Annotated in this window: 11 protein-coding genes; 4 read left to right on the top strand and 7 right to left on the bottom strand. The window is 74.9% G+C overall.

Annotated elements, in window-relative coordinates:
- The first annotated feature begins 23 nt into the window (after positions 1–23).
- Positions 24–236 (top strand): transposase, encoded by a 213-nt coding sequence (locus IO39_RS54620; protein ID WP_157548705.1) that lies wholly within the window; start codon positions 24–26, stop codon positions 234–236.
- Between the two features lie 120 nt (positions 237–356).
- On the opposite strand, the gene atzF is transcribed toward IO39_RS54620, so the two are convergent.
- Genes atzF through IO39_RS21265 form a run of 4 tightly spaced genes read right to left on the bottom strand, consistent with a single transcriptional unit; the run spans position 357 to position 7210 of the window.
- Complete coding sequence (atzF, locus tag IO39_RS21280) at positions 357–2108, bottom strand: allophanate hydrolase (protein WP_084773206.1); 1752 nt, start codon at positions 2106–2108, stop codon at positions 357–359.
- Complete coding sequence (gene uca, locus IO39_RS21275; protein ID WP_043625797.1) at positions 2105–5752, bottom strand: urea carboxylase; 3648 nt, start codon at positions 5750–5752, stop codon at positions 2105–2107. Before uca ends, atzF begins: the two co-directional genes overlap by 4 nt.
- Complete coding sequence (locus IO39_RS21270; protein ID WP_043625794.1) at positions 5745–6368, bottom strand: urea amidolyase associated protein UAAP2; 624 nt, start codon at positions 6366–6368, stop codon at positions 5745–5747. Before IO39_RS21270 ends, uca begins: the two co-directional genes overlap by 8 nt.
- Entirely contained in the window at positions 6368–7210 is an 843-nt protein-coding gene (locus IO39_RS21265) for an urea amidolyase associated protein UAAP1 (protein WP_043625791.1), read from the bottom strand. The genes IO39_RS21270 and IO39_RS21265 overlap by 1 nt, the downstream gene beginning before the upstream one ends.
- A gap of 234 nt (positions 7211–7444) precedes the next feature.
- Here IO39_RS21265 and IO39_RS21260 point away from each other — a divergent pair, with 234 nt between their 5' ends.
- Positions 7445–8983 carry an amino acid permease gene (locus tag IO39_RS21260; protein ID WP_052423160.1) on the top strand — a complete coding sequence of 513 codons (1539 nt, stop codon included), beginning with the start codon at positions 7445–7447 and terminating at the stop codon, positions 8981–8983.
- On the opposite strand, the gene IO39_RS21255 is transcribed toward IO39_RS21260, so the two are convergent.
- The 3 genes from IO39_RS21255 to IO39_RS21245 all read right to left on the bottom strand — a co-directional run bounded on the left by IO39_RS21255 (position 8924) and on the right by IO39_RS21245 (position 11613).
- Positions 8924–9595: a TetR/AcrR family transcriptional regulator gene (locus IO39_RS21255; RefSeq protein WP_043625787.1), complete on the bottom strand. Its 672-nt coding sequence runs from the start codon at positions 9593–9595 to the stop codon at positions 8924–8926. The two genes, IO39_RS21260 and IO39_RS21255, sit on opposite strands and share 60 nt — an antisense overlap.
- Positions 9596–9749: 154 nt before the next feature.
- Complete coding sequence (locus IO39_RS21250; RefSeq protein WP_052423157.1) at positions 9750–10691, bottom strand: glycoside hydrolase family 16 protein; 942 nt, start codon at positions 10689–10691, stop codon at positions 9750–9752.
- A gap of 235 nt (positions 10692–10926) precedes the next feature.
- On the bottom strand, positions 10927–11613 hold the full coding sequence (locus tag IO39_RS21245) for a TetR/AcrR family transcriptional regulator (protein WP_169789089.1): 687 nt from the start codon (positions 11611–11613) through the stop codon (positions 10927–10929).
- An 83-nt stretch (positions 11614–11696) separates the two neighbouring features.
- Between IO39_RS21245 and IO39_RS21240 the strand changes: the two genes are divergently transcribed.
- Together IO39_RS21240 and IO39_RS21235 are read left to right on the top strand one after the other, a co-directional pair.
- Positions 11697–12380, top strand: a complete 684-nt coding sequence (locus tag IO39_RS21240; RefSeq protein ID WP_043625784.1) for a GAP family protein — start codon at positions 11697–11699, stop codon at positions 12378–12380.
- A 322-nt stretch (positions 12381–12702) separates the two neighbouring features.
- The gene (locus tag IO39_RS21235) at positions 12703–15480 is read left to right on the top strand and encodes an FAD-binding and (Fe-S)-binding domain-containing protein (RefSeq protein WP_211267092.1); all 2778 of its coding nucleotides are present in this window, start codon (positions 12703–12705) and stop codon (positions 15478–15480) included.
- The last annotated feature ends 22 nt before the right edge of the window (positions 15481–15502 follow it).

Genomic DNA, 15502 nt, shown 5'->3' with positions numbered 1-15502 from the left:
TCGGTTTTGCATAAGGTGCAGGCGTGGCATGCTGGCACGGACCCCGCGGAATCCAGGTCGAGGTGATCACCCTCGGCTCCGGGCAGCTCTTCAAGGTCACCCAGCGCACGAACGGCCGGAGATACCTGGTGGGCTACTGTGCCACCGTCGGGCAGCTCGCCCGGCACGTCGACCTCGCCGACCTGGTGGAGGTGCTCGCCTTCCCCGCCAAGAAGCGCCACCCCACCCCGGGCTGACCGGCCGGCCCTCCACCGCCCCACCGGCCAGCCCTGCCGATCAGCCCTGCCGATCAGCCCTGCCGATCAGCCCCGCCGGCCCCCGCCGGCCCCGCCGCGGATCGCCGGGCCGGCCCGGGCTCAGGCGGCGGGCGGGCGGGTGGCGGCCAGCCAGGCTCGCCAGCCGCCGTACCCGGTGATGTCCCGGCCCGCCGACGCCGCCTCCGCCGTGCAGCCGAAGCCCACCGCCCAGCGGCCGTCGGAGAGCTCGACCCGCCCCAGCGACATCGGGGCGGGCAGGCCCGCCAGGAACCGGCCGAGCGCCCCCTCCGGGACCAGCCAGATCTCGCCCTCGATCGGCGCGCCGCCCGCGCCGACCCGGGTCAGGCCCGGCTTCGGCGGGACGGTGTCGAGCACGTGCAGGGTGTAGGCGGAGGAGGTGCGCGCGGGCCCGTGCCACCGCGCGCCGAGCCGCCGCAGCTCGGGTTCGAGCGGCTGGCCGGCGAGGTGGGCGCCGACCACGAAGAGCTCGACGGCCGGCACGCCGCCGTCCGCGATCGCCGCCGGCCACGGCAGCGGCCCGGCCGGGAGCGGCGGGGCGCCGCCGGCGTACTCGGCCGGCGGGTCGGGCAGGCGCTCGATCCGGCGGGCCAGGTCGAGCGCGACCGCGTCGTGGAACGGGCGGGCCAGCACGGTGACGCCGAACTGGGCGATCCCCCGTTCCGGCCCCTCGTCGACCGTGCCGGCCGGCACCGCGACCGCGCACAGGTCGAACAGGTTGCAGAAGTTCGTGTACGTGCCGACCCGCGAGTTGACCGCCACCGGCTCTGCCGCCACCTCGGCCACGGTGGGGTGGCCGGGCGCGGTCGGCACGAGCAGCGCGTCGAAGCCGTCGAGCAGCCCCATGCACTCCTGCCGCAGCTCCTCCAGGCGGGCCAGGTCGCGCGCCAGCGCCGAGGCCGGCAGCGTGCCCGCCCGGCTGATGATCGCGCCGACCGTGGGATCGACCTCGCCGGGGTGGGCGTCCACGAACGCGCCGACGGCGGCGTGCCGCTCGGCGACGAGCGCGCCGTCGTAGAGCAGCCGGGCCGCCGCCAGGAACGGCTCGATCCGGATCGGCGCCACCACCGCCCCCGCCGCCCGCAGCCGCTCCGCGACCGCCGCGAACGCCTCGGCCCAGCCGGGGTCCATGGCCGGCAGATGGTCGGGCACGGCCACGCGGGCCGCCGCGGGCGCGGCGAGGGGGGCGTCGGCGGGCCAGGGTCGCGTCCCCGGCCCGCCCGCCATCGCGGCCATGGCGGCGTCGGCGGTGCCGAGGTCGCGCGCCATGATCGTGACCGCGTCGTACGAGCGGCAGGCCGGCACCACCCCGGACACGGAGACCGTGCCGAGGGTCGGCTTGATCCCGGCGATGCCCTGGTAGGCGGCGGGCACCCGGCCGGAGCCCGCGGTGTCGGTGCCGATCGCGAGGTCGGCCAGGCCGAGCGCCACCGCGACCGCCGAGCCCGAGCTCGAACCGCCCGACACGTGCGACGGCCGGCGCGCGTCGCGCACCCCGCCGTAGGGGCTGCGCTGCCCGACCAGGCCGGTCGCGAACTGGTCGAGGTTCGTCACGCCGACGACGGTCGCGCCCGCGGCCCGCAGCCGCGCCACCGCCGCCGCGTCGGCCGCCGCCGGGCCGGTCGCGAACGCGGGGCACGCGGCCGTGGTCGCGAAACCGGCCACGTCCACGTTGTTCTTGACGGCCAGCCGCAGCCCGGCGAGCGGCCCTGAGGCCCTGGCCAGCTCGGCCGCCACCGCGGCCTCGTCGCGGTGCGCGATGAACACCTCCGGCCGCCGCCCCCGCACCGCCTCCCGCTTCCCCGTCCGGACTCCGGTCCCGCAGGCGCTCATGCGAGCGGTCCCAGGACGACGAGGCAGTCGCCGGGGGCGACCTGGGTGCCGGTGGTGGCGTGGATCGCGGTCACGATCCCGGCGGCGGGCGCCGTCAGTGACGTCTCCATCTTCATGGCCTCGATCGCCACCAGCGTCTGTCCCTCCTCGACCACGTCGCCCACGGCGACCTCCACCTTCCACACGTTCGCCACGAACGGCGCGTCCAGCCGCGTGCCGCCCTCCGGCACGACGACCTCGGCGGGCGCGGCGGTCTCGACGGCCGCCGCCCGCTCGGCCCGGGTGAACTCGCCTGCCTCCTCCCAGGCCCGCCGCTCGGCGGCGAACGCGGCCGCCTGCCTGGCCCGGAAGGCGGCGATCGAATCGGCGTTCTCGGCGAGGAAGCGCTCGTGCTCGGCCAGCGAGAAGGACCCGTCGGCGGCGTCGATGGCCGTCCGGCCGGCCGCCAGGTCGGCCCGCAGGTCGAGCAGTTCCTCGGGCGAGACGGGATACCAGCGGATCCGGTCGAAGAACCGCAGCAGCCACGGGTCCTCGCCGGGCGCGGGATGGGTGCGCCACACCTGCGTCGTACGGCCGACGAACTGGTAGCCGCCGGGCCCCTCCATGCCGTACACGCACAGGTACGCGCCGCCGATGCCGACGGAGTTCTCCGCCGTCCAGGTGCGGGCCGGGTTGTACTTCGTCGTCACCAGCCGGTGCCGCGGGTCGAGCGGCGTCGCCACGGGAGCGCCCAGATAGACGTCACCCAGGCCGAGGACGAGATACTCGGCGTCGAACACCGTGCGGTAGACGTCGTCCACGCTGTCGAGCCCGTTGACGCGGCGGATGAACTCGATGTTCCACGGGCACCACGGGGCGTCGTCGCGCACGCCGGCCATGTACCGCTCGATGGCCTCCCTGGTGGCGGGGTCGTCCCAGCTCAGCGGGAGCCGTACGGTGCGGCTGGGCACGACCAGGTCGGCGGTGCGCGGCAGCGTGGCCTCCAGCTCCACGAGCAGGCCGAGCAGGCGGGGCACCGGCAGCACCCGCGGATCGACGTGCACCTGCAAGGAGCGGATGCCGGGCGTCAGGTCGAGCACGCCGGCCGGGGCCAGCTCTGCCACGGCCGTGTGCAGCGCGTGCACGCGGGCGCGCAGGGCCAGGTCGAGCACCAGGTCGCCGTACTCCACCAGGAGGTTGTCGTCGCCCTGCCGCCGGTAGGTCACCGCCGGCCCGCCGGTCCCGTCGAGCCGGCGCAGCACGCCGTCGTCGCGGTCCCCGCCGGGCACGAGCGCGGGCAGGTCGAGCGAGCGCGGCGGCCCGGCCGCGGCGGCCCGGATCGGGACGAACGAGACCGTGTCGCCGGGCCGGAGCTGGCCCAGCTTCCACCGCTCCCCCGACACCACGGTGACCGGGCAGACGAAGCCGCCGAGGCTGGGGCCGTCCGGGCCGAGCAGGATCGGGGTGTCGCCGGTGAAGTCGAGCGCCCCGACGGAGTAGGCGGTGTCGTGGATGTTGGAGGGGTGCAGGCCGGCCTCGCCGCCGTCGCGCCGGGCCCAGGCGGGCTTCGGGCCGATGAGGCGGACGCCGGTGCGCGCGGAGTTGAAGTGCACGCGGTAGCGGGTGGCGTAGAGCTGCGCGATGTCGGCGCGGGTGAAGAACTCCGGCGCGGCGTGCGGCCCCTCGGTGACGCCCAGCTCCCAGTGCGAGCCGAACCGGGGCCGCCGCTCGACGGGCACGGGCCCGGCGGGAACCGCGCCGGCAGGGGCGGCCCCGGATGGAGCGGCGCCCGCAGGAGCGGGGCTGGGCGGGACCTCAGGTAGGGGGCCCGTCCGCGCGTGCGTGCGGAGGACGTCGCCGGGGCGCAGGGCGCGGCCGCCGTGGCCGCCGAAGCGGCCCAGGGTGAAGGTGGCCGTGCTGCCGAGGTAGGGCGGCACGTCCAGGCCGCCGGCGAAGGCGACGTACGTGCGCAGCCCGGCGGTCGCGTCGCCGACCTGCAGCGTGGCCCCGGCCGGGACGCGGACCGGCTCCCACATCGGCACGGCGGCGCCGTCCACGGTGACGGGCGCGGGCGCCCCGGTGACGCACACGAGCGTGTCGTGGCTGACCGTCAGGGCCGGGCCGCTCGCCGTGCACTCCAGGCCGGCCGCGTTCTCGTCGTTGCCGAGCGCGAGGTTGGCCAGCCGCAGCGAGCGGTCGTCCATCGCGCCGCTCGGCGGCACGCCCACCTGCCAGTACCCGATCCGTCCCGTGGCGTCCTGGACGGTGGTCAGCAGGCCGGGGCGCACGACGGTGATCCGCGGCTCCGGGTCGCCGACGCCGGCCAGGGTGCCGGTGGTGTGCGCCGCGGCGCGGAACTCCGGCAGGCCGGCCGCGGCCCGCAGCAGGCCGAGGTTGACCTCGATGCCGTCGAGGCGGGTCGCGGCCAGGGCCCGCGCGAGGCGGTCCAGCGCCTCCTGCCGGTCACGGCCGGTGGCGATCACCTTGGCGAGCATCGGGTCGTAGGCGGTGGACACCTCGGTGCCGGTCTCGGCCCAGCCGTCCACCCTGACGCCCTCCCCGGACGGCAGCTCGACCCGGGTCAGCACGCCGGCGCTGGGCCGGAAGCCGGCGGCGGGGTCCTCGGCGTAGACGCGGGCCTCGACGGCGTGCCCGGACACCGGCACGGCGCCGGCGGCGAGGTGCGGCTTGAGGAAGGAGGAGTCGCCGGCGGCCAGGCGCAGCATCCACGCGACGAGGTCCACGCCGGTCACCTGCTCGGTGACCGGGTGCTCCACCTGGAGGCGGGCGTTGACCTCCAGGAAGGAGAACTCCTCGCGCTCGGCGTCGTAGACGAACTCGACGGTGCCGGCCGAGCGGTAGGCGATCGAGGCGGCCAGGTCGCGGGAGACGCGGTGGAGCCGTTCGCGCACGTGGGCGGGCAGGGCGGGCGCGGGGGCCTCCTCCACGACCTTCTGGTTGCGGCGTTGCAGCGAGCAGTCGCGGTCGCCGAGGGTGACGACGCCGCCGGCGCCGTCGCCGAAGAGCTGGACCTCGACGTGGCGGGCGCGCTCGACGTACCGCTCGGCGAAGACGCCGGCGGAGCCGAAGCTGCGCAGCGCCAGGCCGCTCACCCGGTCGTAGGCGGCCCGCAGCTCCTCGGGGGTGCGGCAGACGGTCATGCCGATGCCACCGCCGCCGCCGGTGGCCTTGAGCATGACGGGGTAGCCGATGGCCGCCACCTCGGCCACCGCGTGATCGGCGTCCGCCAGCAGGCCGGTGCCGGGGAAGACCGGCACGCCGGCCGCGACCGCCACCGCGCGGGCGGTGTGCTTGTCACCGAAGGTCCGCAGGTGCGCGGGGGTCGGGCCGACGAACGCCAGCCCGGCGCCCTCGACCAGCTCGGCGAAGCCGGCGTCCTCGGCGAGGAAGCCGTAGCCCGGGTGGATCGCGTCGGCGCCGCTCTCCTTGGCGGCGCGCAGGACGGCGTCCGCGTTGAGGTAGGAGTCCGCGGGCGGGGCGGGGCCGAGCAGGACGGCGTCGTCGGCGAGCCGGACGTGCGCGGCGGCGCGGTCGATCTCGGAGAACACCGCGACCGTGCGCAGGCCCAGCTCGCGGGCGGTGCGGATGATCCGGCAGGCGATCTCGCCGCGGTTGGCGATCAGCAGGGTACGCGGCTCAGGCACCGGCGTGCACCACCATCAGGGCCCGGCTCGGGTCGAAGCCGTTGCACGGGTTGTTGATCTGCGGGCAGTTGGAGACGACGACGAGGGTGTCCTTCTCGGCGCGCAGGGCGAGGGAGAGCCCGGGGGCCGAGATGCCGTCCACGATGCCGAGCGCGCCGTCGGGGTCCACGGGGACGTTCATGAACCAGTTGACGTTGGAGACCTGGTCGCGCTTGCCCATGCCGTGCTTCGACAGCTCGGCCAGGAAGTTGTCGGCGCAGGCGTGCTGGGCGTAGGTGTGGTGGCCGTAGCGCAGGGTGTTGGACTCGCGGGAGCAGGCGCCGCCGAGGGTGTCGTGCCGGCCGACCTCGTCGGCGACCACGGTCAGGAGCGGCTCGGACTCGTTGTCGCGCAGGACGCTGCCCGTGGTGAGGAAGATCGTCTCCTGTTCCTGCAGCGTGGCCTGGGCGCTGTAGGCGCGCCAGGGGCGGTGGGCGTCGTAGGCGAGGAAGTCGACGGCCTGGTTGCCGTCGAGGTCGACGATCGTCAGCACCTGGCCCCGCTCCAGCACCCGGGACCAGGGGGCGCGCGGCGGGACGATCTCCCGGTGCAGCTCGGGCCCGAAGGCGTCGGTCATCACAGTCCCCTGCCCTTGCGGTGGTCGGCGGTGTTCTCGAAGGCGCGCCGCCCCTCGGGCGTGGCGCTCCACTGGGGGTCCTCGGGCGTCGTCACCCGGTCCCGCCAGGCGAGGATCTCCAGCGGGGTGACGGTGTAGCCGGGGCGCGGGTCGAGCGGGTGGGCCGCGTTGGCGAGCAGGACGACGACCGGCAGCTCGGTACGCAGGGTGACGCTCGCGCCGGCGCCGGCCGAGCCCTGCCAGGCGGGCCTGCCCCCGGCGTCGATGCGCACGCCCTGGAAGAAGGAGATCGACGGGGGCAGGTCGCGCCGCTCCAGGCCGTTCTTCGCCCCGGCGAGGGCGAGCAGTTCCCGGCCCGCCGGGCTGGGGCCGTGGGGGGAGCCGTCGCCGTAGCGCCGCTCGTTCCTGGCCCGGGTGGAGGCGCCGTACAGGGTGTCGTGGTGGCCCGAGCCGTCGTGCAGCACGGTCGCCAGGACCCGGCCCTGGTCGCTGAGCAGCAGGTACGACGCGCCGGCGTACACCTGCCACTGCACCTTGACCGTGTCGGCGACGTTGAGCCGCTCCCACGGCCGGCCGGCGTGGTGGAGCAGCAGCGACGCGCAGGCGTCGCCGTCGGGGTCGGTGAGCCGGATCGCGGTGCCGGCCGCGAGGACGCGGTGGGCGTAGCCGCCGGCGGGGACGCGGTCGGCCCAGACGAGGTCGCCGGCGGCGACCCCCTCGGGCGGGTGCTCCCATCGGGAGGCCGGCACGGTCGGGGCGGTGTGGACCGCGGTGCCCTCCTGGGCGCGGGCGTGGGCGCGCGCGCCGGCGGTGGTGGCGGTTCCGTTCTGGACTGTGGTCACGACGCTCCTCGTAATTTCTGTCGCTTGACAGAAATGCTGGGCGGCATCGCGAACGGTCATGGGTCGGGCGGGTAAATCCGCTGTTAAGCACCGCTCACGGGGCTGACGGTGTCGATGTGATCCCGCCGGCCTGTGAGTTTTGCGTTACGGCGGATGAACGCCGGCGTCATGGGACGGAAACGACGGGCCCGTACATATCGGTCAACCGACAGAAATTCGAGCGCCCGGAGACCCATGGACGTCACCGCCACTCCCCCGCCTCCCACCGACGAAGCCGGCCTGCGCACCTTCGGCTACCGTCAGGAGCTGCACCGCAGCATGGGGAGGTACGCCTCCTTCGCCGCGGGGTTCTCCTTCATCTCCGTGCTGACCACGGTCTTCCAGTTCTTCGCCATCGGATACTCCTTCGGCGGCCCCGCCTTCTTCTGGACCTGGCCGGTCGTGCTGGCCGGGCAGCTCCTGGTCGCGCTCTGCTTCGCCGAGCTGGCCGCCCGCTACCCGATCTCCGGCTCCATCTACCAGTGGTCCACCCGGCTCAGCACGCCCACGTTCGGCTGGTTCGCCGGCTGGATCATGATCCTGGGGCAGATCGTGGTGATCGCCGCCGCGGCGCTCGCCCTTCAGGTGGTGCTGCCCGCGATCTGGCCGGGCTTCCAGCTCGTCGGCGGCGACCCCGCGCCCACCACGGCCACGGGGGCGGCCAACGCCGCCATCCTCGGCCTGGCGCTGCTCGCGCTCACCACGTTCGTGAACGTCATCGACAACCGCGTGCTGGCCCGGGTCAACAGCGTCGGCGTCACCACGGAGATCATCGGCGCGGTGCTCATCGTCGTGCTGCTGCTCACCCACGCCGAGAACGGCCCCGGCGTCACGTTCAGCACCGGCGGGCAGGGCGGGGCCATCGGGGCGCTGCTGGTCGGCGCGTTCACCGCGGCGTACGTGCTCATCGGGTTCGACAGCGCCGGGGAGCTGAGCGAGGAGACCCGCAACCCGCGCCGGGTGGCCCCGCGCACCATCCTGTCCGCGCTCACCGCGGCCGGGCTGCTCGGCGGCCTGATCATCTTCGCCGGCCTGCTCGCCGCGCCCAGCCTGACCGACGGGAGGCTGGCCGCCGAGGGCCTGTCGTACGTGCTCACCAGCAGCCTGGGCGACTGGGTGGGCAAGCTGCTGCTGGCCGACGTGGCGGTGGCGATCGCGGTGGCCACCATGGCGATCCAGACCGCCGCCACCCGGATGCTGTTCTCCATGGCGCGCGACGGGGTGATGCCCTGCTCCGGCGCGCTGTCCAGGGTCTCGCCCCGCACCGGCATGCCGACCGGCCCCGCGCTGGTCACCGGGGCGCTCGCGGCCGCGATCCTGCTGCTCAACTTCGCCTCGCCGGAGGCGTTCCTGGCCATCGGCACCACCTGCATCGTGCTGCTCTACCTGGCGTACGCGATGGTGACGGGCCCGCTGCTGGTGCAGCGCCTGCGCGGCGGCTGGCGGGGCGGCGCGCCGGCGGGCACGGCCGAGGACGGCAGCCCGCTGTTCAGCATGGGCCGCTGGGGCCTGCCGGTCAACGCGGTGGCCTTCTGCTACGGCGTGGGGATGACGGTCAACCTGGCCTGGCCGAGGGCCGAGGTGTACGCCCCGATCACCGGCCACTGGTTCTTCCAGTGGTTCACCCTGCTCTTCCTCGCGGCGGTCGTGGCCCTCGGCCTGGTCTACCGGCGGCTACGCCTGGCCGGGGTGGCCGGCGGGCCGGTGCCGGTCGGCAACACCGGCCAGGCGTAGCGCCGCGTCGGCCGTGGCGGCCGCCAGCGTCTCCATGGCGGTGGCGGCCGGCTCGCCCGGGGTGTCCCTGCGGATCAGGATGACGCCCTCGACCAGCGCGAACAGCAGGTCGGTGCGCAGCTCCCGGTCGGCGGGGGCCAGCGCCGCCCCGGCGGAGGTGGCGGCCAGCAGCGCGGCGTAGACGCCCTTGAGCTCGTCGCGCATCCGCCGGAACCCGGCGAACCGCTCGGTGCGCACCTCGGGCAGCAGATAGAGCGCGCCCAGGTTGTACGGCCCCGAGCACAGCAGCCGGGCGTCGCGATGGCACAACTCCCAGAGCCGCTGCTCGGGCGTGGCGCCGGTCAGGGCGCGGGCGGCCTCCAGCGAGGGCCGCACCGTGCTCTCCAGCAGCTCGGCGAGGATGTCCTCCTTGCCGCCGAAGTAGTGGTAGATCGACGCCTGCCTGATCCCGGCCCGCTCGGCCAGCGCCCTCGTCGTGGTGGCGGCGTAGCCGTGGGTGGTGAACAGCTCCGCCGCCGCGGCCAGGATCTCCTCGCGCGGGCTCAGCTCGCTGCGCGGCCGGGCCACGGCTCGCGGCCTGCCTACTCTTCGCGCGGTGGACGGGGCACTCACCTCACGATCGTCGCACATCCCGGCAGCGGCCCCGGCGGGTTCGCGGGTGGGATTCCGGTCGTGCCGTCCGCGATTCCCCGCGGCGTCCCGCGCAGGAGCCGCGGGCGGGGGCTCCGCTCGCCCCGCCCGCGGCTCCTGCCTCATGACGGGGCGGTCACCAGAGCCGGGTGCGGCCCATCCAGACGTTGCGGGCCTGGAAGCGGGTGTCACCCGAGGGCCCGGGCTGGGCGGCCCAGTCCGGGTCGTCCGGGCCGTCCAGGTCGGAGGCCCACGAGCCCATCTGGAGGTTGATGATGAGCCACTGCGGGATGCCGACCCAGTCCTTGCCGCGATGGGTGGCCACCCAGTGGCCGTCGAAGTAGTAGTCGCACATCACGTCGTTGCCCTCTTTGGAGAGCCAGACGCGGTACTTGGTGAACTCCTGGTTCGGGTTCGCGACGGGGACGCGCGTCCGGGTGACGAAGGCGCTGCCGTCCTTCACCTCGTCCTTGTGGCCGGTGGCGCTCTTGTTCCAGGTGTTGAAGAGGTTGGTGGAGTCGCCGACGTACTCGAGGATGTCGCTCTCCGGCGGCCAGTTCGGCTCGGTGCCGGTGGTCCAGAAGGCCGGCCAGACGCCCAGCCCGGTCTCCGTCTTGAACTCGCCCTCGATGTCGTACTCGGGGAACTGGTCGTTGATGATGATCTGCTCCTTGGCGTGGATGGCGCCGGAGCGGTACCAGAGCGGGGCGTGGGGCGCGTGCGCGCTCGTCCCGGCGGGCGCGGACAGCCGGGTGGCCGTCAGGGTGAGCACGCCGCCGGACAGGGAGATCTGGTCGGCCTGCATCAGGGCGGCGCCGTTGTGGGTGTCGGTGCCGTTGTTGACGTCGGCGTCGTTCTGCCTCTCCCAGGGGTAGAAGAGGTTCCACTCCCGGTTGAAGGCCGTCCAGCTGTCGAAGGACGACTTCTCGATGAGGTTCTCCCACGTCTCCTCGGCGCGGCGGGGGCGGGCGGCGGCCCGCGCCGCGCCGCCGGGGAGTGCCGCCATCCCCAGGGCGAGGCCGCCGGCGGCCGCGGCGGAGGTCAGGAGTCGACGCCTGTTCATGCCGTGCTCGGACATGCGTTCCTTTCGTCCCGCGTGAGGGGTAGGGGTGCAGGGCTTCGTGGACGGTGCCAGGCTCTGGCGGTGGCGCGGCGGGATCGCTCGACGGCGGGGCGGGCCTCATCCGGGACGCCGTCGATTGCCGGTCACGTGACGGACGGCCCTCGTGCAGGTAATGATCATGGTCAGGCGGCACCAGTATGCCTGACCGGACCATGATCCGCGAGAGGTGATCGACCACTGAGACCGCGCGTCAGCGGTCCGGGCGGGCGGGGGGCACGGCAGGAGGCACGACAGGAGGCACGACAGGGGGCACGGCAGGGGGCACGGCGCGCAGCAGGGCGCGCAGCAGGCGACCGGCGGTGCCGGCGGGCATCTGGCCCGGGGTGTTGACGATCTGGGCGGCGAGCCCGTCGACGAACGTGTGCAGGAGCGCGGCCCACAGCTCGACCTCGGGATCGGGATGCGGGAGCGCGGCCCGGTCCAGATCCTGGGCGGGCTCGTGGCCGCGCAGGAGGGCGACGGCCTGGCGGTGCAGCGCCCGCTGCTCGTTCCAGGTCACCGAGCCGCCCTCGGAGGGATGCTGCCGCTCCCATTCGACGATCGCCGACCACAGCGCGTACTCCTCGCGCCGTCCGGCGTCGAGCGGCAGCATCTCCTCCAGGATCGAGGCGACCCCCTCGACCGCCGAGCTCGCGGTGCGGGGCCGCCGGACGCGCGGCAGGACCCGCCGGCGCAGGGCGTCGGTGGTGGCCTCCACCACGTAGGACTGCAGCTCGTGCTGGTTGCGGAAGTAGTGCCGCAGGGACCCGGTGGACCAGCCGGCCTCGGCGGCCACCCCGCGCACGGTCACGCCGCCCAGCCCCTCGCGCAGGATCACCCGGATGGCCGCCGCGCCCAGTTCGGCCCGGCGCTGGTCATGATCGACGAGTCGTGGCACGCGCACAGATTAACACGGGTGTGCTAGCTTAACTAACACGCATGTGCTATTTCCGCTCGCGGGCTTCCGGAGGGAGACGCGTCATGTCCGTGGAAATCGTCGGGGCGGTGCTCGGGCTGGCCTTACTCGACACGCTCAGTCCCACCGTGATCGGGGTGACCCTCTATCTCCTGCTGGCCCGGCCGCGCCGCGTGGGGGCGCTGCTGGGGGTGTACCTCGGGTCGGTCGCGGTCGCCTACTTCGTGCTGGGCGCGCTGCTCATGCTGGGGCTGGGCGCGGTCGTGCCGCACATCGGCGACGGCGTGTGGCCGTGGGCGCAGGCCGGGGTCGGCGCGGCGCTCGTGGTGGCGAGCTTCGTCATCCCCGCCAAGGGCCCGGACCGCTCCCCCGTCGCGGCCCGCTCCTTCACCCCGGGCGCGATGGTGCTGCTGGGGCTGGGCACCTGGCTGTTCGAGTTCGCCACGGCCGTGCCGTACTTCGCGGCGATCGGCATCATGACCACGGCCGGCCTGCCGGTCGCGCAGTGGTCGCCGCTGCTCGGCGCGTACGTGGCCGTCATGGTCGCCCCGGGCGTCCTGCTCCTCGCCGCGTGGGCGGCGCTGGGCGAGCGGATGCGCGACCGGTTCGAACGGTGGCAGCGCGGGTTCTCCTCCGGCTCCCGCTCGGCGCTGCGCTGGATCATCGGGATCGCGGGGGTCCTGCTCCTCCTGGACGCGGCCCCCGACGAGATCACCATCACGTTGAGCGCGCTACCGCCCTTCACCTGATGCCAGGCCGCCCGCGATCCGGCCGGCGGACCTCGTGCCGGCGGCGGTAGTCGCGCGGAGAGAGGCCGGTGACGCGCTCGCGGCGACGGCCGGCACTGACCGCGCCGCCTCTCCCGGCCGCCGGACCGGGGCACGGCCGTCGCGCCGGGCGGAGGCCCGCCGGTCCGAAGCGTGCCCGCGGGGCCGGGGCCGCCGGTCCCAGGCGGACTCGCCGGGCCGGGACGCGGCCGACACGGAGGGTGTTCGGGCAGGTCGTCGCTCGGGTGATGAGGGGGCGGGTCTTAAGATCCCATTGTCCCCGCGCCGACGAGAGAGTAAGAACGTGATCACTGTGCCGGACCCCGCCCTCCTCGCCACGGTGGAAACCGCCGTCCCCGGCATCACCCGCACCCGGGCGAGCGACCGGCTCGGCATGGCCCACGACGCCTCGCACTACCTGCTCACCCCGCAGGCCGTGGTGGTGCCGGAGAACGCCGGGCAGGTGGCGGCGCTGCTGCGCACGGGGCTGCCGCTGACCTTCCGCTCCGGCGGCACCAGCCTGAGCGGGCAGGCGGTCAGCGCGCACCTCCTGGTCGACACCCGCCGCCACTTCCGCGCGATCGAGGTGCTGGACGGCGGGGCACGGGTGCGGGTGCAGCCCGGCGCGGTGCTGCGCCAGGTCAACGCCCGCCTGGCCGCGTACGGCCGCAAGCTCGGCCCCGACCCGGCCAGCGAGTCGGCGTGCACGATCGGCGGCGTGGTGGCCAACAACTCCAGCGGCATGACCTGCGGCACGCACGCCAACACGTACCAGACCCTGGAGTCGATGACGATCGTGCTGCCCAGCGGCACCGTCCTCGACACCGGCGCGCCCGACGCCGAGGAGCGGCTGCTGGCCCTCGAACCCGAGCTGGCGCGCGGCCTGCTCCGGCTGCGCGACCGCATCCGCGGCAACCCCGGCTCGGTGCGCCGCCTGCGGGCCCAGTTCGCGCTGAAGAACACCATGGGCTACGGCCTGAACAGCTTTCTCGACCACGACACGCCCGCGCAGATCCTCGCCCACCTGGTGATCGGCAGCGAGGGCACGCTCGGCTTCGTCGCCGAGGCGGTCTTCCGCACGGTGCCCGCGCACCGGCTGGCCGCCACCGGCCTGCTCGTCTTCCCCACCCTGCACGCGGCGATGGAGGCGATGCCGCAGCTCGTCGCGGCCGCCCCCGCCGCCGTCGAGCTGCTGGACGCCGAGTCCCTGCGGGTGGCACGCACCGACCCCAAGGCCGGCGACCTGCTGCACGCGCTCGACGTCACCGGCCACGCCGCGCTGCTGGTCGAGTGGCAGGAGTCCGACCCCGAGGCGCTGGCCGAGGCCGAGCGGGCGGCCGAGCGCGCGTTGGCCGGCCTGCATCTGGCGGTCCCGGCCCGGCTGAGCAGGGACGCGGGCGGCCGGGCGGCGTTGTGGCACATCCGCAAGGGCCTGTACGCCGCCGTCGCCGGCGCCCGCCCCAGCGGCACCACCGCGCTGCTGGAGGACGTCGCCGTCCCGGTGCCCGCCCTCGCCGGCCTGTGCGACGACCTCACCGCTCTGTTCGAGGCGCACCGCTACGAGCGCAGCGTCATCTTCGGCCACGCCAAGGACGGCAACCTGCACTTCATGCTCAACGAGCGCTTCGCCACCGAGCTGGCGCGCTACGCCGCCTTCACCGAGGACATGGTCGAGGCCGTCCTGTCCAGGGGCGGCACGCTCAAGGCCGAGCACGGCACCGGCCGGGTCATGGCGCCGTTCGTGCGCCGCCAGTACGGCGACGAGCTGTACGAGGTGATGCGCGAGGTCAAGCGCCTGTGCGACCCGGCGGGCACGCTCAACGCAGGCGTCGTGCTCACCGACCACGACGACGCCCACCTGCGCGACCTCAAGCCCGTCGTCACCGTCGAGCCCGAGGTGGACCGGTGCGTCGAGTGCGGCTACTGCGAGCCCGTCTGCCCCAGCCGCGACCTGACCACCACCCCGCGCCAGCGCATCGTGCTGCGCCGCGAGCTGGCCGCCGCCCACGCCGCCGGCGATCACGCCCTGGCCCGCGAGCTGGAGTCCGAGTACGCCTACGACGCCGTGGACACCTGCGCCGTGGACGGCATGTGCGCCACCGCCTGCCCCGTGCAGATCAACACCGGCGACCTGACCAAGCGCCTGCGCGCCGAACGCCACGGCCGCGCCGCCCAGGCCGGCTGGAAGAGCGCCGCCAGGCACTGGGACGGCGTCACCCGGGCGATGAGCCTGGCCCTCGACACCGCCGCCGCCACCCCGCCCGCCCTGCCGGAGGCCGCCGCCCGCGCCGCCCGCGCCCTCACCTCTGCCGAGGCCGTCCCCGAGTGGAGCCGCGACCTGCCGCGCGGCGGGATGCGCCGCCGCCCGGCGCCGAACGCCGACGCCGACGTGGTCTACCTCCCGTCCTGCCTGAACACCCTGTTCGCGCCCGCCGACGGCGGGACCGGGGTGATGATCGCGTTCGCCCGGCTGGTCGGGCGGGCGGGCCTGCGGCTGCGCGTGCCGGAGGAGATCGGCGGGCTGTGCTGCGGCACCCCGTGGTCGTCCAAGGGCTACACGGGCGGCCACGAGACGATGGCGGGCCGCGTTCGTGAGGCGCTGCTCAAGGCGACCGACGGCGGCCGGCTCCCGGTGGTCAGCGACGCCGCCTCCTGCACCGAGGGCTTCCACCGGCTCGCCGAGGACCGGTCCGGGCTGCGGGTGCTCGACGCGGTCGCCTACGCCTCCGAGTTCCTCCTGCCGCGCCTGACCGTGCGGCGCCGGCTGCCGTCGCTGGCGCTGCACCCGACCTGCTCCTCCACCCGTCTGGGCCTGGACGCGGCCCTCGCCCGCGTCGCGGAGGCCGTCGCGGAGCAGGTGGTGGTCCCCGACGACTGGCAGTGCTGCGCCTTCGCGGGCGACCGGGGCCTGCTGCACCCGGAGCTGACCGCCTCGGCCACCCGCGCCGAGGCCGCCGCCGTGCGGGCCGGCGACTTCGCCGCGCACGCCTCCGTCAACCGCACCTGCGAGCTGGGCATGACGCGCGCCACCGGCGAGCCGTACCGGCACCTGCTCGAACTCCTCGACCAGGCCACCGCCTGAGGACCGTCGCCTGAAAGCCCTC

It is taken from the genome of Nonomuraea candida (assembly GCF_000725485.1).
Taxonomy (GTDB): Bacteria; Actinomycetota; Actinomycetes; order Streptosporangiales; family Streptosporangiaceae; genus Nonomuraea; species Nonomuraea candida.
The sequence above is the reverse complement of the archived record's forward strand: the minus strand, read 5'-3'. Positions and strand labels throughout refer to the sequence as shown.

Excerpts from the sequence above, each read along its gene's own strand:
- atzF (WP_084773206.1), bottom strand. The coding sequence starts at position 2,108 with ATGAGCGCCTGCGGGACCGGAGTCCGGACGGGGAAGCGGGAGGCGGTG.
- IO39_RS21270 (WP_043625794.1), bottom strand. The coding sequence starts at position 6,368 with ATGACCGACGCCTTCGGGCCCGAGCTGCACCGGGAGATCGTCCCGCCG.
- IO39_RS21260 (WP_052423160.1), top strand. The coding sequence starts at position 7,445 with ATGGACGTCACCGCCACTCCCCCGCCTCCCACCGACGAAGCCGGCCTG.
- IO39_RS21250 (WP_052423157.1), bottom strand. The coding sequence starts at position 10,691 with ATGTCCGAGCACGGCATGAACAGGCGTCGACTCCTGACCTCCGCCGCG.
- IO39_RS21240 (WP_043625784.1), top strand. The coding sequence starts at position 11,697 with ATGTCCGTGGAAATCGTCGGGGCGGTGCTCGGGCTGGCCTTACTCGAC.